Genomic DNA, 21,945 nt, shown 5'->3' on the forward strand with positions numbered 1-21,945 from the left:
AACCATACTATTTAAAACTATCTCCTATGTTTAAAAACTTCCAGGGTAATTTTTGGTTGCTTTTGGGAACAGTGCTTTTGTCTTGTAATGAAAAGAAGAATACTATGAATGATCAGGCTGATATTAAACCTCCGGTAGCGGAAAAGATAGCGAAAGAACTCAGTATCCACGGTGATAAACGCATCGATAATTATTACTGGATGAATGACCGCGAAAACCCCAAAGTGCTGGCATGGCTGAACGCGGAAAATGCTTACCTGGACACGGTTTTGTCGCCCGAGAAAATGTTGCGGGAAAAACTCTTTGATGAGATGAAATCACGCATCAAGGAAACAGACATGAGCGTGCCCTATCTCAAAAACGGGTACTACTATTATACCCGTTATGAAACAGGAAAGGAATACCCCGTTTACTGTCGTAAGAAAGGCAGTCTCGAGGCCACCGAGCAGGTAATTCTCAATGTAAATGAACTGGCTGCGGGGCACGCCTATTGCCACGTGGGAGGCCTCAGTATCAGTCCTGACGCTACATTGATGGCCTATGGCATAGATACGGTGAGCCGCAGACGTTATACCATCCGCATTAAGAACCTGGAAACAAACGAGCTGCTTACAGACGTGATCCCGGAAACTACTGCTGCCAGCACCTGGGCAGGTGATAATAAAACGTTGTTCTATACACGTAAAGATACCGTAACGCTTCGGGCCGACCGTATCATGCGTCATACGCTGGGTACACCGGCCGATAAGGAAGTATATCATGAGGCCGATGAAACCTTTGATGTAAGTGTGTCAAAAACCAAGTCGGGAAAATATATCGTTATCAACAGCGAAAGTACCTTGTCGTCTGAAAGCCGCATCCTGGATGCGGCGAAGCCAAACGACGCCTTTCGCATTTTTCAGCCCCGTGAAAAAGAAATGTTGTACAGCATCGATCATCGCGGCGATAAATTCTATATTGTCACCAACTGGAATGCGCTTAACTTCCGTTTGATGGAAACCGCATTGGATAAGACTTCCCGGCAAAGCTGGAAAGAAATTATTCCCAACCGGCCCGATGTATTACTGGAGGGACTGGAGTTGTTTAAAGACTTCACCGTACTGGAAGAAAGAAAAGGCGGTTTAACCATGATCCGTGTGATCAATGAACAAACGCATACAGAAAAGTACCTGTCTTTTTCAGAACCGGCCTATACCGCATCTGTGGGTACCAATCCGGAAATGGATAGCAGGGAATTACGGTATAACTATACTTCCATGATTACCCCTAATTCTGTGTACGATTATAACCTGGAAACCGGCAAAAGCGAATTAAAGCGTCAGCAGGAAGTATTGGGTGGTTATGATCCGAAAGACTATGCCTCTGAAAGATTGTTTGCCACTGCTACAGACGGCACAAAAATTCCTATTTCCATTGTGTACAAAAAGACTTTTGAAAAAAATGGGAAAAGCCCGTTGTTGCTGTATGGATACGGATCTTATGGCAACAGTATGGATGCCACATTTGACTCCGGCCTGCTAAGTTTGCTGGACCGCGGTTTCGCATTTGCCATTGCACATATCCGTGGTGGCCAGGAAATGGGCCGGCAATGGTATGAAGATGGAAAAATGTTTAAGAAGAAGAACACCTTCACTGATTTTATAGCCAGCGCCAACTACCTGGTAGATCAGCATTATACCGACAGCGCCCACCTGTACGCTATGGGTGGCAGTGCCGGCGGTTTACTGATGGGTGCAGTGGCGAATATGGCGCCCACCTTATTCAATGGTATCGTGGCCCAAGTGCCGTTCGTGGATGTTGTAACCACTATGCTGGATGAAAGCATTCCTTTAACAACCGGTGAATTTGATGAATGGGGAAATCCAAAAAATAAGGATTCGTATGATTATATGAAATCGTATTCTCCTTATGATAATGTAACGGCGAAAGCCTATCCAAATATGCTGGTCACCACAGGGTTACACGATTCGCAGGTACAATACTGGGAACCGGCTAAGTGGGTGGCTAAATTAAGGGAACTGAAAACAGATCATCATTTCCTGCTGCTGCATACCAATATGGACGCCGGTCATGGTGGCGCTTCCGGCCGGTTTACCGCACTAAAGGAAGTGGCGTTGGATTATGCGTTTTTGTTGAAGCTCGAAGGCAAATAGCTTTTTGTCTTGCCCAGGATTAACGGTGATTAGGATGATTTTCAGGATTTTTTTCCATTTTTTGATTTTAAAGATTAAGGGAGATATAAGCGGATATATCTTCATTAATCTTTAAAAAATCTAAAAGAAAAAATCCTGAAAATCATCCTAATCACCGTTAATCCTGGGTAAGACAAAAATCACTTGGTGAGCATCTTCTTTGATGATACCATTTTCCCAAAAAATATCTCCGCCATTTTATCAAAAATAGCAGGATCATCGGTGGTATAAAATTGTTGCTGCTGTTGCTTACTCAGCCTTGTTTCCATTTCAGGATGCCGTTTCAGATAGTCTTTCAGACTATGCGCCACAATTTTTCCCTGCGATACCACATTGATGCCACCGGGTAAAAACTGTCTGATCTTTTTCATCAGCAGGGGATAGTGCGTACAACCCAATACCAGCGTATCGATATCGGAAGCAACAGATAGTATTTTATCCAGGTATTCTTTCACGAAGTAATCGGCTCCTTCACTTTCATGTTCATTATTTTCTATCAGCGGTACCCACATGGGGCAGGCCAGCTGGTAGGTTTTTACATGTGGAAAAAACTTGTGTATTTCCAGTGGATAGGATTCGGAAGATACGGTACCATTGGTGGCCAGGATGCCTACTTCACCGGTTTGTGTGAGTGTGCCCACCATTTCAGAAGTAGGACGAATTACGCCAAGCACCCTGTTGTCGGGCGCTATGCGGGGAAGGTCTTTCTGCTGTATCGTGCGGAGTGCTTTTGCAGAAGCGGTGTTACAGGCAACAATCACCAGCGGACAGCCCATGTCGAACAGCTTTTGCACACATTCCAGCGTGTAGGCGTGAATGGTATCAAAGCCGCGGTTGCCATAAGGCGCGCGGGCATTATCTCCCAGGTAGATGTAATCATATCCGGGTAGCTCGTTGATAATTTCTTTCAGTACGGTTAAGCCGCCGTAACCGGAGTCAAATACACCAATAGGACCCATGATTATTCGGTATCTTTTTGCATCAGGCCGGAACCTGTGAGGTCATAAATTTTTTGAATTTCGTGCAGTACGCCTTCAAAGTCAATTTTCAGGTCTTTCAGCATACCGTTTTTCAGGTCATATACCCAGCCGTGTACAGTGGGATAGCCATTTCCTACATAGGATTTCTGTACCGCGGCCGTTTTAATGACATTGATACATTGTTCCTGGGTATTGAGTTCTACCAGGCGGTTATAACGTTCATGCTCATCCGTTATGGCATTTAATTCATCCATATGAAGACGGTAAACATCGCGGATGTTTCGCAGCCACGGGTTCAGGATACCGAGGTCTTTGGCCTGCATGGCGGCTTTTACGCCTCCGCAGTTGTAGTGGCCGCACACAACGATATGTTTTACTTTCAGATGTACTACCGCATAGTTAATGACGCCCATTACATTGAGGTCCGTGTTGGGTACCAGGTTTGCGATGTTGCGGTGCACAAATACTTCTCCTGCTTCAAGGCCCATGATTTCGTTGGTGGGTACCCGGCTATCGCTGCAACCGATATACAGATAGTCCGGCGTTTGCGTGTCTGCCATCTTTTCGAAAAACTCCTGATCTGTGGCTAATTTAGAAGCTACCCAACGTCTGTTGTTCTCAAATATCTGGTTATATGCTGTCATCGTATATCAGTTTTTTGTGCGTTAAAGATACGTATAGAAAGCATATACATTTGAGAGCCGGTATGTTATAAAAAAAGGAAGCCGGTAAAATTAACGAAATGTTGTTGTTGATTTTTTCGTTGCAGGGGCGCTGGGCGTATGCTGTCTTTCCATAACCTGCGCGGTTAAACTAAATATATAAAAAATTATTTTAAAGCATATTGCACATGCTTTTTCCTTCTCATGCGAAGATCGCTATCGGCTTGGAAAGCCCGCATAAAATCTGTACCTTTGCAGCTTCAAAATTTACATAGCCAGCATGATCAGTGTTAAAAACGTAACGCTCTCTTTTGGTAAGAGAGTATTGTTTGACGAAGTAAACCTCAATTTCACAAAAGGGAACTGTTATGGTGTGATTGGGGCCAATGGGGCAGGGAAGTCTACTTTCCTGAAGATATTGTCCGGTGAAATAGAACCGAATAAAGGTACTGTGGAAATCACTCCGGGTGAGCGCATGAGTGTGCTCTCACAGAATCACTTTGGATTTGATGAGGTTACTGTGCTGAATGCCGTATTAATGGGGAATAAGAAACTTTGGGAAATAGCGGCCGAAAGAGACGCTATTTATGCCAAGGAGGATTTTACCGAAGAAGATGGTATGCGTGCAGGCGAACTGGAAGCAGAGTATGGTGAAATGGGTGGTTATACCGCAGAAAGTGATGCAGGTGTATTGTTGAGCGATCTGGGTGTAAAGGAAGACATGCATGGTACCCTGATGAAAGATATTGCCGGTAGTTTGAAGGTGCGTGTTTTGCTGGCACAGGCCCTGTTTGGTAACCCGGACATCCTGCTGCTCGATGAGCCTACGAATGACCTTGACGTGGAAACGATTGGCTGGCTGGAAAACTTCCTGGCCGACTACGAAAATATTGTGATCGTTGTATCCCACGACCGTCACTTCCTGGATGCGGTTTGTACGCACGTTGCCGATGTGGATCGCGCCAAGATCCAGATCTTCAGCGGTAACTATACTTTCTGGTACGAATCATCCCAGTTGATGGCCCGTCAGATCGCAGATAAGAACAAGAAGATGGAAGATAAGCGTAAAGACCTCCTGGACTTTATCGCCCGCTTTAGTGCCAACGCCTCCAAAAGTAAACAGGCTACTTCCCGTAAGAAAGCGCTGGAAAAACTGGTGGTGGAAGATATTCAGCCTTCTAACCGTAAATATCCGGGTATTATCTTCAAGCAACAGCGTGAAGTAGGTAACCAGATCCTGAACGTAGAAAAACTGGAGAAACTGGCGGATGGCCGCAAACTCTTTACGGATGCGACTTTCTCTGTTAACAAAGGAGATAAGATCGCTTTCCTGTCAAAAGATCACCTGGCGCTTACCACCTTCTTCCAAATCATCAACAATGAAGCACAGGCTGATAGCGGTAAATTCGAATGGGGAACTACGGTAACCAGCGCTTACCTGCCCAACGATAACGCCGAATTCTTTACCAACAAGGATCTGAACCTGATGGATTGGTTACGCCAGTATGTGCCACCGCACGTAACCGATGTGGATGAACCTTTCCTGCGCGGTTTCCTTGGTAAGATGTTATTTGGTGGAGATGAAATCATGAAGAAAACTTCCGTGCTGAGCGGTGGTGAAAAAGTACGTTGTATGACCAGCCGTATGATGCTGCAGGATCCCAACGTGCTGGTGCTCGATGAGCCAACCAACCACCTGGACCTGGAATCTATCCAGTCGTTCAACGAAAGTATGATCAATTATAAAGGCGTGGTTTTATTCACCACACATGACCATACCTTCATGCAATCAGTAGCGAACCGTATTATAGAACTCACGCCTAAAGGTATCATCGACAGAATGATGACCTTTGACGAGTACCTGGCAGATGAACGTGTGAAAGCGCTGCGTGAGGAGATGTACGGTAACGCGGTATTGGCGTAAAAGAAATTACGAATTATAAATTACGAATTACGGCCTTGTAAAAAGATAGCAGCGAATGTTTTCGCGTCTATTAATTTTACAAGGCCGTAATTCGTAATTTATAATCCGTAATTTCTCTATAAATAGTCTTCTATTACTTTGAGTTTATTTTTATCAAGTGGTTTGGTGATATAGGCCATCAGTTCCGGTGTGTGCTGTACCTTTTGCATATCCCGCACATCTACAGAAGAGGAACACATGATAATCGGGATGGTGTTTTGCAGCGAAGTTTTCAATCCACGGTAAGCCTCGATAAATTCCCATCCGTTCATCCGCTGCATATTCATATCAAGAATAATAAGGGAGGGTAGTGTAGACTGGGGGGTGTTGGAAAGTTGCTCAAGCGCTTCCTCTGCACAAAGAAACGAGGTAACTACCAGGTGATTGCTTTGCTGTCCCAACATTTTTTTGATGATGAAATGAAAAATCTCATCATCATCTACAACGTACACTATTTTATTCATGTCTTCCATGCTTCGGTTTTAATTGGGCTTCTTATCTTATCCGGTATAGCGGGAGTGGTACAAAGACGGTGTTTAAGAGGGAAGAATCGCGTTGTTTGAATACCGCTTTTACACATATAGAACATCAGTGACTTCAGTAGGTAACAAGCGCTGAAATCAATCATCCTTTACTGTAAAACGCGGGTTAGTCGGGCATTATAAGTTGCCTGTCACATTCTTCTTCTCAAGCATTGGTCTGGGAACACAGTGGGCTCCGGCTATCTTTTATTGTGCAAGCAAAGAACGTTAATTTAATTTTATTTTTATATATATGTTTTTGTCAATAACTAATCATTAACAAATTAGATAAGTGAAAAAAACATCATGAAATGAGATGATATTGGAAAGTTATTGTAAAAACAAAAGACCAGCGCGAAGAATAATATATCCGCTCTGGTCTTTTGTTCCAGGTATCCACCTGGTTTAACAGCTAAATGTTATTAAAATAAGCCGCCTTTCTTCAGTGTCACCTTACCCTGGCCAATTTTAAAGCCGTTGTGGTAAATTTCCACTGCATAGTCGCCTGGTTTGAAATCAGAATTCTGTTTCCAGTCCATGCTTACAGTTTGTTTCTGGCCGGTTACATAAGAAACAGTTTTCTTGGCAGTATATAATTTTTCGGTGCCGTCTTCCAAGGTGAAACGACCGGAACCCAGTGCTTCAACTGCTAATGGAGCGCCATCAGGTGCAGTGATCGCAACATAAATTTCTTTGTCGCCGGTTGGCGCAATACGGTTGTCGTCCAGGTCAAATGTTACACGCATCATATCCGCACGTTTTGCCTTGCTGGTTTCTACCTCTTTGCCGTTGTGTTTTACACGGATCGGTAACAGCTTGATGTCAGAGGCATGCAGCACAGAACCCAGGTCCACTTTTTTATTCAGACTGTCTTTAACTGTTGACACAGAATCACGCTCTTTACGTGCTACATCTCTTTCACCTGCCAGCACAATCTTTTCGCCTTCTAAACGCTCAATCGTTTGAGTATAGCCGTCGATATTGGATTTCAGCTGTTCAATCAAACGACGGGCTTCAGCCAGCTGCGCCTGTGTAGCGTTTTTGTTGGACAGGATGCTGGAGATCCTGGCTTTCATATCCTGTATTTCCTTATCTTTTGTTTTAACAAGACTATCCATACGTGTGTTCTGTGAAATCAGATCATCCAGACGGGCATTGGCTGCATTATATTCCTGTTGTAACGCATCACGGGAAGACGAGATAGAATCTATCTGCGTGTTTTTTTGTACGATTTGCTCACTGGATTTATTCTTGTCGTATAACATATATATCCAGGTGCCGGCTAATGCTGCGATTAAAATACCGTAAATTAGACCATTGCGGCTACGTGGCTTTTCTGGTCCGGGCGATCCCGGTGCAGGAGTGTTAAATGTGTTCTCCGTCATAGTTGTGAGTTTTATGTTTAATAGTTATATGGTTAAAAATCGTTATTCAAAAGTACTTATTAATATTCTTATTTTATCATAGATATAAAACCAGTTTTTCAATCGTGCTTCCAAATATTGCTCTAGATCAGCTATTGCTGTTGGATATAGAAACTACCCCGGCTGCTCCAACGATGGAGCTACTACCTGACAATATGCAACAGCTCTGGCGTGACAAAATTGCAAAAACTGCGCCAGTTTCCGGAAACGAAGAAACAGCATACGCTGACAGAGCAGGCATTTACGCCGAATTTGGGAAAATAGTGTGCATTTCGGTAGGCTTCTTCAGTGTGGAAAATAACCGGTATACTTTAAGGCTGAAATCGTTTTATGATGACGATGAATCAGTTGTACTTACCCGTTTTTTAGAATTAATCAATAAGTTCTATGCGAAGCATCCCCGGTTCCAGTTTGCCGGACATAATATTAAAGAGTTCGATATTCCTTTTATTTGCAGGAGGTCTGTCATCCATCAGTTATCTTTGCCCCAGCCTTTACAGCTGCACGGTTTTAAGCCCTGGGAAATGCCCATGCTGGACACGCTGCAACTATGGCGCTTCGGAGACTTTAAACATTATATCTCCCTGAAGCTCCTCACCGCCGTGATGGGGATCAATACGCCAAAAGACGATATTGATGGCAGCATGGTAGCCAAAGTATACTGGGAACAAAAAGACCTGGTACGCATAGCTGCCTATTGCCAGAAAGATGTGCTCGCAGTAGCCCAGTTGTTGTTGAAATTCAAACGCCTACCGGCACTGAAAGAGGAAGATATAGTTTTCGTAAAATAAGCATCTGCCGTAGGCAAAAGCCAACAGCTGAATGACAAAAGTTATAAGTAATGGATTACCAGGATATTATCAGGGATTGGAAGCAACAGAAATTTAAATCATTATACTGGCTGGAAGGTGAGGAAGACTTTTTTATTGACCAGGTAACCAGCTACGCGGAACATGAACTGCTGCCGGAATCGGAAAGAGGCTTTAATCTTACCGTGTTATACGGAAAAGATACCGACTGGAGCACCGTCATCAACGCCTGCCGTCGTTATCCGATGTTTGCCGAAAGACAGGTAGTACTGCTCAAGGAAGCGCAGGCCATGCGCGATTTGCTCAAACTGGAAGCTTATATCGATAACCCGCTGAGTTCCACAGTTTTTGTAGTAGCGCACAAGCAGGGTAAAATCGATGGCCGCAGCAAAATGGCCAAGCTTATTAAAGACAAGGGCGTGCTCTTGTCTACCAAAAAATTATATGATAACCAGCTGCCTGCCTGGGTAGAATCCTATGTAAGCAGCCGTGAACTGGCCATTTCGCAAAAAGCCGCCATCCTGCTGGTCGATCATATCGGCAATGACCTGTCGCGCATCGCCAACGAAATAGACAAACTACTGGTAAACCTGCCCGCGCAAAAGAAGATCGATGAAGGTGATATTGAAAAGTATGTGGGCATCAGCAAGGAATACAATGTATTTGAACTGCAGAACGCCCTGGGGCAAAAAAATACAGCCAGGGTTTTCAAGATCATCGCCTATTTTGCCGCCAATCCTAAGGCGGCTCCCATGCAAATGACCTTGCCTGCACTTTATAATTTCTTCGCCAAAGTAAACCTTATTTTCAGCGTAAAAGGAGCAGAAAAAGATGTGGCGGCTGCATTGGGGGTACATCCCTTTTTTGTAAAGGATTATATGAATGCAGCCCGGCAGTACGGACCGGAAGGTACTGAAAAAGCCATCCTGTTATTACACCAGTATAACCTGCGGAGTATAGGCGTGAACGATAGTGGAGTGGAAGATGGTGAACTGATGAAGGAACTGATGTTTAAGGTGATGCATTAATACCCCGTAATTTTTATATTCATATACCTATGGAGCGTACCTATGCTGTACTGAAAATTATCCTGGCTTTTTTTGTATGCTAACCGCAGCCCTCATTGTTGTGAGTATTATCAACCTTTTTATAATCGTGAACCTTGCGGAGCTGGAAGGCGCCGGAGAATGGGTGGGCAGCATAGTGACGATACTTGCTTTTCCAGCTATCAGCGCGCTCCTGGCGCGATTTGGTTACCGGTTATTTCAGCGTATAAGAACATCAGGTGTGTTGGCGCATAAAAAGCCGCTGCCGCCGGGAATGCGGATATCATTGGCAGTTATTTACCTGGTGATAGGTTTGGTGTTGATAGCAAAAGAAAATAGAATTATTGGGAGAAGAATGCTAAAGTCCTGCCAGTATTTCTTTTGCCTGCGCAGAATCCTTATCCATCTGCACAATCAGCGCATCTACCTGGTCAAACTTCAGGTTGGAACGGATATACTCCACAAAGTATACGGTGAGCTCCTGTCCATAAATATCTTCGTTAAAGTCAAAAATATGTACTTCCAGTCGCAGGTCGGTACCATTGAAAGTAGGGCGGAAGCCGATGCTCATCACAGCGGGCAACAGCTCCGGCTGTCCTTTTAGTCCGGCCTGTACGGCGTAGATACCCTCTGCCGGGATCAGTTTTCTTTCGTCGGTCAGATGGAGGTTAGCGGTAGGATATCCCAGCTGACGGCCCATTTTATCGCCGTGTACCACGGTGCCGGATAAAAAGTAGGTATAGCCAAGTAACTCATTGGCGAGGCTGATATCGCCTTCGTGTAAGCTTTTACGGATTTTGGTAGAACTTACCGTGAGATCATGTACTACCTGTTGCGGAATTTCGATGAGTTTAAATCCATATTGCTGCTGTTCTGCTTCCAGCAGTTCCAGTCCGCCTTCGCGGTTATGACCAAAACGGTGATCGTAGCCGATAATGATGGTGTGCGGGTTAAAACGTGCTACCAGGAAGTCTTCCAGGTAGCTGCGGGCAGGCATTTCCGAAAATGCTTTGGTAAAGGGTACTACTACCAGGTGATCGATACCGGCACGCTCCAATAAGGCTATTTTTTCCGTTAAAGTGGTCAAAAGCCTTATATTATTGGGTTTAGGCGCCAATACCTCCCGGGGATGCGGGTCGAAGGTAATGATCACGGTTTCGCCGCCACAATCATTGGCAGCCTGCTCCAGTTGCTGGATAATGAAGCGATGGCCTGCATGTACTCCGTCGAAGGTGCCTATTGTGATAACAGCATTACGGAATTCCGGTAAGTGGTCTAAGTCCCTGTGAACCTGCATATAATTCAATACTATCAAAAACGCCGTGCAAATCTAACACATTCAGCGGGCATTCTGCGTGGAATCTGTTACTTTTGCAGCCTGAGAGGCATCTTTATTTACTTTAATTTTTATTTACATATTTATTTAATTCCCGGTGGATAATAATATTTACGCCAAGCGCGGTGTTTCAGCAGGCAAGGAAGATGTGCATAATGCCATTAAAAACATTGATAAGGGGCTTTTCCCAAAAGCTTTCTGCAAAATAGTACCCGATATTTTAGGAGGCGATGATGCGTATTGCAATATTATGCACGCAGATGGTGCCGGCACCAAATCATCCCTGGCTTACATTTACTGGAAAGAAACCGGCGACCTGGGCGTATGGAGAGGTATTGCACAGGATGCCATCATCATGAACATGGACGACCTGCTTTGTGTAGGTGCTACTGATAATATCCTGTTATCTTCTACTATAGGCCGTAACAAACAGTTACTGCCCGGTGAGGTAATTGCCGCCATCATCAATGGCACAGAGGAAATTCTTGCTGAACTGCGTAATCATGGTATCAGTATCTACTCTACCGGCGGCGAAACAGCTGATGTGGGAGACCTGGTACGTACCATCATCGTGGATTCTACCGTTACCTGCCGAATGAAAAGAGCAGATGTAATTTCCAACGACCGTATTCAGGCAGGTGATGTGGTAGTAGGACTGGCCTCTTACGGACAGGCTACCTATGAATCCGAATACAATGGCGGTATGGGCAGCAACGGTTTAACCAGCGCCCGTCATGATGTATTCAGTAAAGATATTGCTGCAAAATACCCTGAAAGTTTTGATCCGAATATTCCTTTTGAACTGGTATTCAGCGGCAAAAAGGCGTTGACGGAAAAAATCGATATCCCGGGATTTGGCGCAGTGGATGCAGGCAAGCTGGTATTATCTCCCACCCGTACCTATGCACCGGTTATTAAAAAAGTACTGGAGCAATTCCGTCCGCAAATACATGGAATGGTACATTGCAGTGGCGGCGCTCAAACCAAGGTGTTGCATTTTATCGAGAAGCTGCATGTTATCAAGGATAACCTGTTCCCGGTACCACCATTATTCAGCCTGATCCAGGAACAATCCGGTACACCCTGGAAAGAAATGTACCAGGTGTTTAATATGGGACACAGAATGGAATTGTATGTGCCGGAAGAAATTGCAGCAGATATTATCAGCATTTCCAAAAGCTTTAATATAGATGCACAGATTATAGGCAGGGTAGAAGCCGCAGAAGAGAAGAAGGTAACGGTGAAAGCACCGGCTGGAACATTTGTGTATTAATATTTGTGAGAAATAATTGTGAGGCAGTCCGGTTAACTGGGCTGCCTTTTTTTATTTTCTTTTTCCGGAGGAAATATAAAGCGGATAGGTAGATTAAACATTACGTCAGTATATTGTCCACCCATTTTGGCTGGTTTCCATTTAGGCATTTTACTTACAACTCTTATCGCCTCTTCTTCCAGGCTATATCCCTTGTATGTACCAACAGTGTGGACATCGCAGATAGCACCTGTTTTCGCAACAGTAAATTGTACGAAGACGGTTCCGCTGATTTTTGCTTTCAATGCTGCCGAAGGATATTTTATATTTTTTTCAAGGTAGCGGGTGAGTGCCTTTTCTCCACCTGGGAAAAGTGGGGGATCTTCCTCCATGAAACAAATTATACAATTACCTGTTTCAACCATTACCTGTTTCCTGCTGGTATCTGATGACGAAATAGCAAAAGCGATCAAACAGGAAATAAGTATCATAACGTTTTTTTCCTTAGATGAATCAGCCATATAATTCCATAAAAAAAGCCCCGGTAAATACCGGGACCTTTCCATATTGATTGTTTTATGTTGTGTTATTCCTGTAATGTAAAACGTATCGGCAAGTTATACTGCACATTTACCTGGTGGCTGTTTTGTACGCCTGGCTTCCATTTGGGCATTGCTTTCACCACCCTGATGGCTTCATTTTCCAGATCATAACCTTTTTTGGCGCCTACTGTACGTACATCGTAAATGCTGCCATCTGACTTTACTACAAATTGAACAAACACAGTACCACCGGCTTTGGCTTTCTGTGCTTCGGCAGGGTAGCGGATGTTTTTAGAAAGATATTTGGCCAGTGCTTCTTCGCCTCCCGGAAAAACCGGGGGATATTCTACAAAGGTGAATACCTCGCTGTTGGCAGCTGGTTTGACGGTAACATCTTCCTGTAGCGTAAAACGGATGGGCAGGTTAAATTGTACAGCTACTGTTTTTCCTTTCTCTTTGCCAGGAATCCATTTAGGCATGCCTTTTATCACGCGGATCGCTTCTTCTTCCAGGCCATTGCCGAGTTTTCTGCCTACTACAGCAGGGTTTTTAACGATACCGTCTTTATCTACTACAAACTGGACGAAAACCACGCCCTGGGTGCCTTTTTCATAGGCTGTTTTCGGGTAACGGATATTGCGGCTGAGATAAGTGGCAAGGGAGTCTTCACCGCCTTTAAATACCGGTGGCGTTTCTACAAACGTATATACGCCGGGGGGAGGTTTCACTGCTCCTTTCGCCACTTTTGCTTTGGTGGGAGTAGTATCGGTCACTGCAACCGTTGCCGTGCTGGGAGGTGGCGCAGTGGTGATAAGCGACCCGATGGCGGCCGGGTGCTTATCTGCCACAAATGCAAGGGAGCAAAAAATGAATGCGGCCAGTGGAAGTACCAGGATACGTCGCAGGTAGCTGAACCGGGGTGTGTGAAATTGTGTGAGCATAAGGATTCTTCGTTTTATTGGCGGATGGAAAAAGTCGTTTGTAAAACTGAACTGTTTGGTCTGGAAGGCCATCTGCAGGATGGTTTGGGCATATCCGCCTATTTCTTCGCCGGCAGCTTTTTTATCAGCGAGAAACTCATGTACCAGCGCCAGTTCGCGTTTAATCAGGTGGAAGAAAGGATTGATCCAGCAAACTGCGGTGACTATTTCCATGAAAAGCTTATCTGTACTATGTTTCTCTTGCAGGTGCACCAGTTCATGTTTCAGGATCTGTTGTCCTTCCTGGGTATTCAGGGAGGTGTGCGGATCCCAGAAAATATAGGTGAAGAAGGAAAAGGGGGCTTTAATATCTTCGTTTTTTACAAACCGGTAAGGCGGTACTTCCTGTACCTGGCTGCGGCGAATGAGTTGTTTGATTTTGAACAGGCTAACGAGAATGCGTATAAGCAATAATATTATTACCGTTACGTAGGCCATATTAACCAGCATACCGGAGCTGATAACGGGACTGGCAGCAGGTATCACTGTTTCCCGGAGGGTAACCATGCGGGTAGTGTAAGTGAGCATGGCGGATGGCGCTTCATGCGTTTGTCCTGGTAACGGTATCCGGAGCAGTGGTGTGAGCAGGGAAATAATGGTAATCAGTACCAGGTAATACCGGTTCCACTGGTGAAAGCGGTTGTTACGCAGCGCTATATGATAATAGGTATATAATACAGCGGAGCATATAATCACTTTGGCGAGATAGGTGAGCAGCACTGTCATGACTTGGGTTTTTGGGTGTCTTTGATTTTTTGTATCAGTTTTTCTAATTCAGAGATGCTTAATTCCTTTTCTTTCACAAAAAAGGACACCATATTACTAAAGGAGCCGTCGAAATATCCTTTCACAATATTGTTCACCGTTTTATGGCTATAGGCATCTTTGGTAACGAGGGCAAAGTACTGGTGGGATTTACCATATGCTTTAAAGTCTACAAAACCTTTTTCGATCAGGATTTTGATGAGCGTGGATACCGTATTATAATGGGGTTTGGGTTCCGCCATTACTTCTATGATATCTTTTACAAAGGCGGGACCTGTTTCCCACAGGGCCTGCATGATCTGCTCTTCGGCTTTGGTAAGCTGTTTCATATGCGTAGATTGATTGTAATTCTAAATTATAACTAATTATTTAGTTTAACAACTATTTTTTTAGTTTTATGAAGATGGGTATCTGTTGGGTGATTTGCTATATAAACGCAACGAGTTATTTTTTAATTAGTTATTTTTGTTCGTACAGATTGTAAAAAACAGAAAGGACATGACGCCTGAACAACCTATTATCCAATTAACAAACGCCAGTATATACCAGGGGCATTCATTGATATTATCGGATGTGAATATCACCGTGAATAAGGGGGAATTTGTTTATCTCATTGGAAAAACCGGTACTGGTAAATCCAGTTTGTTGAAGACTTTATATGGTGATTTGCCCTTAAATGACGGTACCGGTCAGGTAGTGGGTTTTGATCTGAAGAAGATGGATTGGAAAAAAGTGCCGTATCTTCGCCGGAATCTGGGTGTGGTGTTCCAGGATTTTCAGTTATTGACAGACCGCAATGTGCATGATAATTTGAAATTTGCGTTACGGGCTACCGGCTGGCAGGATCCAAAGGAAATGGAGGCTAAGATTTCGGATGTACTGGAAAAGGTAGGATTGGGAACCAAAGGGTTTAAAATGCCTTATGAGCTTTCAGGCGGAGAGCAGCAGCGTGTGGATATTGCCCGTGCCATGTTGAATTCGCCCAAGCTGATCCTGGCAGATGAGCCTACAGGTAACCTGGATCCGGAAACCTCCGATGGTATTATGCAGCTGTTATTCCGTATTTGCCGGGAAGGAACCGCCATCGTAATGGCCACACATGATTATATTGTATTACAGAAATTCCCGTCGAGAGTACTCCGTACCGAAAACGGGCATGTGGCAGATAATGCGGCTGTAAACTTTTCTTCCTAAGAGTTGTTGAGGAAGAGAGATTTACAATTGCATATTATCTCTCATTTATTATTAATTTCCGGTTAATTGGTAATTCCTATTTTTTAAGTTACCTTTGCACCGGAAAAATAGCGACAAAAAACATTATTATTACTTATTATTTTTAAAGATGTCTTACTTAACTGTTGAAAAGAAAGCCAATATTTTTAAGGAATTTGGTGGAAGCGAAAAAAATACAGGCTCTGTGGATGCACAAATTGCGCTGCTGACTGAGCGTATCAACAGCATTTCCGGTCACCTGAAACAAAACAAAAAGGATTTTTCTACCCATCGTGGTTTGATGAAAATGGTTGGCCAGAGAAAGCGTTTGCTTTCCTATTTATCTAAAACCAACCTCACAGGCTACCGTGCCCTCATCGAGAAGTTAGGTATCAGGAAATAACCATGACTTAATTATAGCGCTATTCCCAACTTATACGGTTGGGAATAGTTTTTTTGTATGTATACCTTTTGTTATCCTTGTGATTTTAAATGGATAACGTTATCAATTAATCCTCACTTTATTATGAATCTGACACCTATTTCAGTGAAATTCGATATAGGAGACGGTCGTATGGTGACCATCGAAACTGGCAAGTTGGCCCGTCAGGCCGACGGTGCGGTTACGGTGCGTTTAGGTAATTCTATTTTGCTGGCCACTGTGGTAGCAAATAAAGAACCCAAACCAGGCCAGTCTTTTTTCCCCCTTACGGTTGATTACCAGGAAAAATTTGCATCTGCCGGTCGCATACCCGGTTCCTTTTTCAAACGTGAAGGCCGGTTGTCTGATTCCGAGGTACTTATTTCCCGTTTGATTGACCGCGCATTGCGTCCCCTGTTCCCCGACAACTATCTCTGCGAAGTACAGGTACTCGTTACCCTGATATCTTCCGATCCTGAAGTAATGCCTGATGCGCTGGCTTGCCTGGCTGCCTCTGCAGCACTCGCAGTATCTGACGTTCCCATCCAGGAAATCATTTCTGAGGTGCGTGTAGCCCGCATTGATGGCAAAATTGTTATCAACCCTAACCGTACTGAACTGGCTAAGGCCGATATGGACTTCATCATTGGTGCTACCGACAAGAACATCATGATGGTGGAAGGTGAAAGTAAAGAGTGCCAGGAAGAAGACCTGATCAGCGCTATTGAAGCAGCACACGCTGCTATCCGCGTGCAGGTAAAGGCACAGGAAGAACTGCGTGACCTGAAAGGTGTGAAAGGCAAACGTGAATACGCACAACCTCACCAGAACGAAGAACTGAAAGCAAAAGTGGAAGCTTTTGCAAAAGATAAAATTTACCAGGTAGCTAAATCAGCTTCCGCCAAGCACGATCGCAGCGATGCGTTTGCTGCCATTGGTGTGGAACTGAAAGAACACCTGGGCGAATTGCCTGAAGAAGATCAGCCGCTGGTAAAAGAATACCTGCATGATCTGGAAAAAGAAGTGATCCGTAACATGATCCTCGACGAATCCGTTCGCCTGGATGGTCGTGCACTGGACCAGGTTCGTCCGCTGGCAATGGAAACAGACATCCTGCCTTCTCCGCACGGCTCTGCCCTGTTTACCCGTGGTGAAACACAGTCGCTGACTACTGTTACCCTCGGTACGCCGGAAGATGAACTGCTGATCGAAAGCGCAGCTGTTTCCAACTATTCCAAATTCATCCTGCATTATAATTTCCCGCCATTCTCAACCGGTGAGGTGAAAATGATGCGCGGCCCCGGCCGTCGTGAAGTTGGACACGGTAACCTCGCCATGCGCTCCCTGAAACAAATGATGCCAGGCAGCGACTACGCTTATACCGTAAGAGTGGTTTCTGATATCCTCGAATCCAATGGTTCTTCCTCCATGGCTACCGTATGCGCCGGTTCACTGGCACTGATGGACGCAGGCGTTCCTTTGCCTAAGCACGTTTCCGGTGTGGCAATGGGATTGATTTCCCGCGCTTCCGATGGTAAATGGGCAGTATTAACCGATATCCTTGGTGATGAAGATCACCTGGGTGATATGGACTTTAAAGTAACCGGTACCCGCGATGGTATTGTGGGTATACAGATGGACATTAAGGTTGATGGTTTAAGCATGGATGTAATGCGCTCTGCACTGGCCCAGGCCAAGAAAGGCCGCCTGCATATTGTGGAAGCCATGTACGAAGCATTCCCTGCTGCACGTCCTGAACCTAAACCACATGCACCACGCATGGAGAAGATCATTATTGACCGCGAATTTATCGGCGCAGTGATCGGACCCGGTGGTAAAATTATACAGGAGATCCAACGCGAAACCGGTACTACCATCAACATCGAAGAAGTTGGTGAAACCGGTGAAGTTAGCATCTTCTCTTCTCAGAAGGAAAGTCTCGATAAAGCGGTAGCATGGGTAAAAGGCATCATCGCTGTACCTGAAGTAGGGGAAGTTTATGAGTCTGTTGTTAAATCCATCATGCCTTATGGTGCTTTTGTTGAGTTCATGCCTGGTAAACAAGGCTTGCTCCACATCTCCGAAGTTTCCTGGAAACGCCTGGAAACAATGGAAGGTGTGCTGACAGAAGGTGAAAAAGTAAAAGTGAAGCTCACTGGTACAGATCCTAAAACCGGTAAATTTAAGCTGAGCCGCAAAGTGCTGATGCCTAAACCAGACGGTTATGTGGAAAGACCTGAACGCGAAGAGCGTGGTGACGACAGGCGCGATTTCCGTGATCGCGGCGATCGTGACCGTGGTGGTGATCGTGGCGACAGACGTGGTCCCCGTGACGACAGACGTGGCGGCGATGACAGACGCGGTGGTGGCGACAGACGTGATTTCAATCGTGACGACAGACGTGGCGGCGGAGATTACAACTCCCGTCCTGAAAAACCACAAGAGCCTACCTTTGATGCCGAATAGGCGCTGTTATAGCTAGCAGATAACTGGAATTAAATAAGAAAAAAAGCTGCCCCGACTGGGGCAGCTTTTTTTATGAACTATCTCTTCGTTAGTTGCTCTACCCTGAATGTACTTTCCCTGAATATTTCCCGGCCGCTGTTTAAGCGAAATACCCGGTAGTTATTGCCATCAATCGGTTCCGCAATCATTTTGTAGGCAGGCTGGAGGGCCTTTGTACTCCGGTCTATTACCCGCACCATCCCGGCGGCCAGCAGATCCGGTAAAATCTCTTCCACATAGGGCAACATAATGCCGCCATCTTCTGCCCATAACATGTTCATTTTTCCCGTACTATAGCTGAAGTCCTTATTGGTGCTATCTTCCAGGTAACAATATGCCTTACGGAAATGGTTGCCCATATCAATGGCATTTAAACGGGTAAACTGCACACTGCTAAATACCTTGTTACTATACCTGGCATTGCGGAGGGTAGTGTCCATGGTTTCCATATAATCACGGAGATTACTGCGCTCAAATATCAGTGTTACATTTTCGGTCTGGTACACAATAGAATCGGTAATAGGTGCTGGCGGCTGCTTGATTTTGATGATCTGGGCCATTCCGGATAGCGACAAGGCTATACCGGCCAGCAGAAGGAACAGTGGTTTCATAGGATATTTTATATTATTTATTAATCAAATATAATAAAAAAGCAGAAAGCTAAAAGCGGAAAGCAAAAAGCTATTGTAACGAATGATAAATGTGAATATTTTATATCTGCTTAGATCATTCGCTACAATAGCTTTTTGCTTTCCGCTTTTAGCTTTCTGCTTATCTTTGCGGCCTATGTCTTACATTGCTATTACGATGCACGCAGGTGCGCATCAAACGGATCTGTTGATTGCACAGTTATCTGAAGTGGGTTACGAGGGATTTGAAGAGCAGGCAGCGGCCCTGGTAGGGTATATCCCGGAAACGGATTTTGATGAAGCTGTACTGCAGGAAATTTTGCAGCCTTACGGGGTTGCCTATACGAAAGAAACTATTTTGCCTGCTAACTGGAATGCAGTGTGGGAGAGTAATTTTCAACCGGTACAGGTAGATGATTTTTGTGGTATACGGGCGGCATTTCACCCTCCGTTTTCGCCGCAACCAGCCTATGAAATCGTGATTACGCCTAAGATGTCGTTTGGTACGGGTCATCATGCCACTACTTCTTCCATGATAAAACTGATGGAATCCATCGGTTTTGAGGGTAAAAAGGTGTTTGATTTCGGCACCGGTACCGGGATACTCGCTATCCTGGCGGAAATGATGGGAGCGGCCACTGCAGACGCTATCGACTATGATGAATGGGCGGTGAATAATACCCTGGAAAATATCGAAGCCAACAAAATGAGTACCGTAAAAGTATGGCAGGCCGACCGCCTTGATGCCATTACCGAAAAATATGATATATTGCTGGCGAATATCAACTGTAACATCCTGTTACAATTTATGGGGGATATGCGCGGACTGGTACAACCCGGTGGCAAACTGCTGTTAAGTGGCATTTTAACTACCGACGAAACGAAAATCACCGTAGCAGCAGCATCTCATGGATTTGTACCGGAGCGGAAAATTGAAAAGGATAACTGGCTCGCCCTCCAATTTGGGGTACCGGTAGCATAATAGATTAAAAGTTACATATGAAAAGTGTTGATAATCCAACTTTTGTGTTACAATCTTTTCTAATATTGTCGCTATTTTAACAGAGAATTTGTTATCTTAGCATTCCTAACTTGTAGTGATGGTAGAAATTTTATTGCTTATTTGTGCTTATCTGATAGGATCTGTTCCCACAGCTGTTTGGGTAAGTAAAGGCGTTTTTGGTATGGATATCAGGGAGTATGGTAGCGGCAACGCCGGGGCTACCAATACTTTCAGGGTACTGGGTCCGAAAGCGGGTACCTTTGTAATGGTGGTAGACATGCTGAAAGGCGTCTTGGCGGTTCGTTTAGCTTATCTGGCTCCTTACTATCACGATCCCGAAAATCTTACACAGCTGGTAAATCTCCAGATAGGTCTGGGACTGGCTGCTGTAGTTGGCCATATTTTCCCGATCTGGGCGAATTTTAAAGGTGGTAAAGGTATTGCCACCCTGTTTGGTCTCGTACTGGCCATACAGCCGCTGGTAGCATTGTGCTGCGTAGGCGTATTTTTAATGATCCTCTTCTTAACAAGATATGTATCGCTCAGTTCAATTATAGCCAGTATTGCTTTCCCGATACTGATCCTGTATATCTTTAATGAGCCGGAGATATTTTATCGCATCTTTGCTATTGCTGTGGCGCTGATGGTGGTATTGACCCACCAGAAAAACATTACGCGGTTATTGAAAGGTGTGGAAAGTAAAGTACCGTTATTTAAAAACAAAAAGGACAAAAACTAGTTATAGTTATATAACAAAAGCATGAAGCAGGAAGCTATGGCCATAAATTGTGCATGCTTTTTGCTTTGTGCTTTTTGCGTTTACGCAACTTAAATTAATGCTCCCATGAAAAAGTATGTCTTATTCTTTACTGCCAGCCTTGCATTGGGCGCCTGTAGCCGCGTTCCTATCACTGGTCGCAGTCAGTTGAACCTCATTCCTGAAAGCACCATGCAGTCAATGGCCCTGCAGGAGTACCAGTCGTTCCTGTCATCTAACAAGGTAGTGGCACAAACCACCAGTAAAGACGCTGAAATGGTTAAAAGGGTAGGCCAGCGTATTGCTCTTGCCGTTACCAATTACATGAACCAGCATAACATGGGCAATGAAGTTGCCAATTATAAATGGGAATTTAACCTGGTGGATAATAAGGAAGTAAACGCCTGGTGTATGCCCGGTGGTAAGGTAGTAGTATATACCGGTTTATTACCTGTTACCCAGAATGAAACCGCGTTGGCCTGTGTAATGGGGCATGAAATTGCGCATGCGATTGCGCGTCATGGTAACGAACGTATGAGTCAGGGCTTGGCCATGCAGGGAATACAAATGGCAGGCGCCGTTGCCCTGAATAAAAACCCTACTGCCGTAAACCTGTTCAACCAGGCATTTGGTGTAGGCGGTAACATGGGTATGCTGGCATTTTCCCGGGGCAATGAGCTGGAAGCAGATCACCTGGGCGTTATATTCATGGCTATGGCCGGATACAACCCGCAGGAATCTATTCCTTTCTGGACTCGTATGGCGAATATGAGCCAGGGCCAGAAGCCACCTGAATTCCTGAGCACACACCCCAGCGATGCAACCCGTGTACAGAAATTACAACAACTGATGCCGGAAGCAATGAAGTATTATACGCCGGCCAGAAAAGCATAAGGCTGAAAGCATAAAGCTAAAAGTTATTGAGGCGAATGATCAGAGCGAGTGT

20 protein-coding genes are annotated in these 21,945 nt (G+C 44.7%); 11 read left to right on the forward strand and 9 right to left on the reverse strand.

The window, feature by feature from the left end; translation table 11 throughout:
* Nucleotides 1-104 precede the first annotated feature (104 nt).
* Nucleotides 105-2,153, forward strand: coding sequence for a S9 family peptidase (locus tag KE626_RS06095; protein WP_249207295.1), 2,049 nt, complete (start codon nucleotides 105-107; stop codon nucleotides 2,151-2,153).
* A 179-nt stretch (nucleotides 2,154-2,332) separates the two neighbouring features.
* Here KE626_RS06095 and murI read toward each other — a convergent pair whose 3' ends face one another.
* Together murI and KE626_RS06105 are read right to left on the reverse strand one after the other, a co-directional pair.
* On the reverse strand, nucleotides 2,333-3,151 hold the full coding sequence (gene murI / locus KE626_RS06100) for a glutamate racemase (protein ID WP_211971970.1): 819 nt from the start codon (nucleotides 3,149-3,151) through the stop codon (nucleotides 2,333-2,335).
* 2 nt (nucleotides 3,152-3,153) lie between these two features.
* Nucleotides 3,154-3,816 (reverse strand): carbonic anhydrase, encoded by a 663-nt coding sequence (locus KE626_RS06105; RefSeq protein WP_211971971.1) that lies wholly within the window; start codon nucleotides 3,814-3,816, stop codon nucleotides 3,154-3,156.
* Between the two features lie 298 nt (nucleotides 3,817-4,114).
* On the opposite strand from KE626_RS06105, the gene KE626_RS06110 reads away from it, so the two are divergent.
* Entirely contained in the window at nucleotides 4,115-5,758 is a 1,644-nt protein-coding gene (locus tag KE626_RS06110) for an ABC-F family ATP-binding cassette domain-containing protein (RefSeq protein WP_211971972.1), read from the forward strand.
* 116 nt (nucleotides 5,759-5,874) lie between these two features.
* Here KE626_RS06110 and KE626_RS06115 read toward each other — a convergent pair whose 3' ends face one another.
* Both KE626_RS06115 and KE626_RS06120 read right to left on the reverse strand, forming a co-directional pair.
* Nucleotides 5,875-6,270, reverse strand: a complete 396-nt coding sequence (locus KE626_RS06115) for a response regulator (RefSeq protein WP_211971973.1) — start codon at nucleotides 6,268-6,270, stop codon at nucleotides 5,875-5,877.
* 470 nt (nucleotides 6,271-6,740) lie between these two features.
* The gene (locus tag KE626_RS06120; RefSeq protein WP_211971974.1) at nucleotides 6,741-7,703 is read right to left on the reverse strand and encodes a hypothetical protein; all 963 of its coding nucleotides are present in this window, start codon (nucleotides 7,701-7,703) and stop codon (nucleotides 6,741-6,743) included.
* Between the two features lie 173 nt (nucleotides 7,704-7,876).
* Here KE626_RS06120 and KE626_RS06125 point away from each other — a divergent pair, with 173 nt between their 5' ends.
* Nucleotides 7,877-8,533 carry a ribonuclease H-like domain-containing protein gene (locus KE626_RS06125; RefSeq protein WP_249207296.1) on the forward strand — a complete coding sequence of 219 codons (657 nt, stop codon included), beginning with the start codon at nucleotides 7,877-7,879 and terminating at the stop codon, nucleotides 8,531-8,533.
* Between the two features lie 50 nt (nucleotides 8,534-8,583).
* Complete coding sequence (gene holA, locus KE626_RS06130; RefSeq protein WP_211971976.1) at nucleotides 8,584-9,579, forward strand: DNA polymerase III subunit delta; 996 nt, start codon at nucleotides 8,584-8,586, stop codon at nucleotides 9,577-9,579.
* Between the two features lie 376 nt (nucleotides 9,580-9,955).
* Here holA and KE626_RS06135 read toward each other — a convergent pair whose 3' ends face one another.
* Nucleotides 9,956-10,894, reverse strand: coding sequence for a bifunctional riboflavin kinase/FAD synthetase (locus KE626_RS06135; protein WP_211971977.1), 939 nt, complete (start codon nucleotides 10,892-10,894; stop codon nucleotides 9,956-9,958).
* 136 nt (nucleotides 10,895-11,030) lie between these two features.
* Here KE626_RS06135 and KE626_RS35010 point away from each other — a divergent pair, with 136 nt between their 5' ends.
* On the forward strand, nucleotides 11,031-12,206 hold the full coding sequence (locus tag KE626_RS35010; RefSeq protein ID WP_211971978.1) for an AIR synthase related protein: 1,176 nt from the start codon (nucleotides 11,031-11,033) through the stop codon (nucleotides 12,204-12,206).
* A gap of 32 nt (nucleotides 12,207-12,238) precedes the next feature.
* Here the strand turns inward: KE626_RS35010 and KE626_RS06145 are convergent, their stop codons facing one another.
* The 3 genes from KE626_RS06145 to KE626_RS06155 are packed head-to-tail and all read right to left on the reverse strand — an operon-like array spanning nucleotide 12,239 to nucleotide 14,801.
* Nucleotides 12,239-12,751 carry an energy transducer TonB gene (locus KE626_RS06145; RefSeq protein ID WP_211971979.1) on the reverse strand — a complete coding sequence of 171 codons (513 nt, stop codon included), beginning with the start codon at nucleotides 12,749-12,751 and terminating at the stop codon, nucleotides 12,239-12,241.
* 20 nt (nucleotides 12,752-12,771) lie between these two features.
* Entirely contained in the window at nucleotides 12,772-14,433 is a 1,662-nt protein-coding gene (locus KE626_RS06150; RefSeq protein ID WP_211971980.1) for a M56 family metallopeptidase, read from the reverse strand.
* A complete protein-coding gene (locus KE626_RS06155) occupies nucleotides 14,430-14,801 on the reverse strand; it encodes a BlaI/MecI/CopY family transcriptional regulator (RefSeq protein ID WP_211971981.1) in 372 nt (123 codons plus the stop codon). Before KE626_RS06155 ends, KE626_RS06150 begins: the two co-directional genes overlap by 4 nt.
* 169 nt (nucleotides 14,802-14,970) lie before the next feature.
* Between KE626_RS06155 and KE626_RS06160 the strand changes: the two genes are divergently transcribed.
* The 3 genes from KE626_RS06160 (at nucleotide 14,971) to KE626_RS06170 (ending at nucleotide 18,571) form a co-directional block, all read left to right on the forward strand.
* Nucleotides 14,971-15,666, forward strand: coding sequence for a cell division ATP-binding protein FtsE (locus KE626_RS06160; RefSeq protein WP_211971982.1), 696 nt, complete (start codon nucleotides 14,971-14,973; stop codon nucleotides 15,664-15,666).
* Nucleotides 15,667-15,814: 148 nt separating this feature from the next.
* Nucleotides 15,815-16,087, forward strand: coding sequence for a 30S ribosomal protein S15 (gene rpsO, locus KE626_RS06165; RefSeq protein ID WP_211971983.1), 273 nt, complete (start codon nucleotides 15,815-15,817; stop codon nucleotides 16,085-16,087).
* 123 nt (nucleotides 16,088-16,210) lie between these two features.
* Entirely contained in the window at nucleotides 16,211-18,571 is a 2,361-nt protein-coding gene (locus KE626_RS06170; RefSeq protein WP_211971984.1) for a polyribonucleotide nucleotidyltransferase, read from the forward strand.
* A gap of 77 nt (nucleotides 18,572-18,648) precedes the next feature.
* Here the strand turns inward: KE626_RS06170 and KE626_RS06175 are convergent, their stop codons facing one another.
* Entirely contained in the window at nucleotides 18,649-19,221 is a 573-nt protein-coding gene (locus KE626_RS06175) for a hypothetical protein (protein WP_211971985.1), read from the reverse strand.
* Between the two features lie 175 nt (nucleotides 19,222-19,396).
* Here KE626_RS06175 and prmA point away from each other — a divergent pair, with 175 nt between their 5' ends.
* From prmA to KE626_RS06190, 3 genes are all read left to right on the forward strand, one after another.
* Nucleotides 19,397-20,221: a 50S ribosomal protein L11 methyltransferase gene (gene prmA, locus KE626_RS06180; protein ID WP_211971986.1), complete on the forward strand. Its 825-nt coding sequence runs from the start codon at nucleotides 19,397-19,399 to the stop codon at nucleotides 20,219-20,221.
* Between the two features lie 118 nt (nucleotides 20,222-20,339).
* Nucleotides 20,340-20,981 (forward strand): glycerol-3-phosphate 1-O-acyltransferase PlsY, encoded by a 642-nt coding sequence (gene plsY, locus KE626_RS06185; protein ID WP_211971987.1) that lies wholly within the window; start codon nucleotides 20,340-20,342, stop codon nucleotides 20,979-20,981.
* 105 nt (nucleotides 20,982-21,086) lie between these two features.
* Nucleotides 21,087-21,893 (forward strand): M48 family metallopeptidase, encoded by an 807-nt coding sequence (locus tag KE626_RS06190; RefSeq protein ID WP_211971988.1) that lies wholly within the window; start codon nucleotides 21,087-21,089, stop codon nucleotides 21,891-21,893.
* Nucleotides 21,894-21,945: the final 52 nt, after the last annotated feature.

Origin of the sequence: Chitinophaga hostae (genome assembly GCF_018224885.1) — a bacterium.
In the GTDB taxonomy this organism is placed as follows: domain Bacteria; phylum Bacteroidota; class Bacteroidia; order Chitinophagales; family Chitinophagaceae; genus Chitinophaga; species Chitinophaga hostae.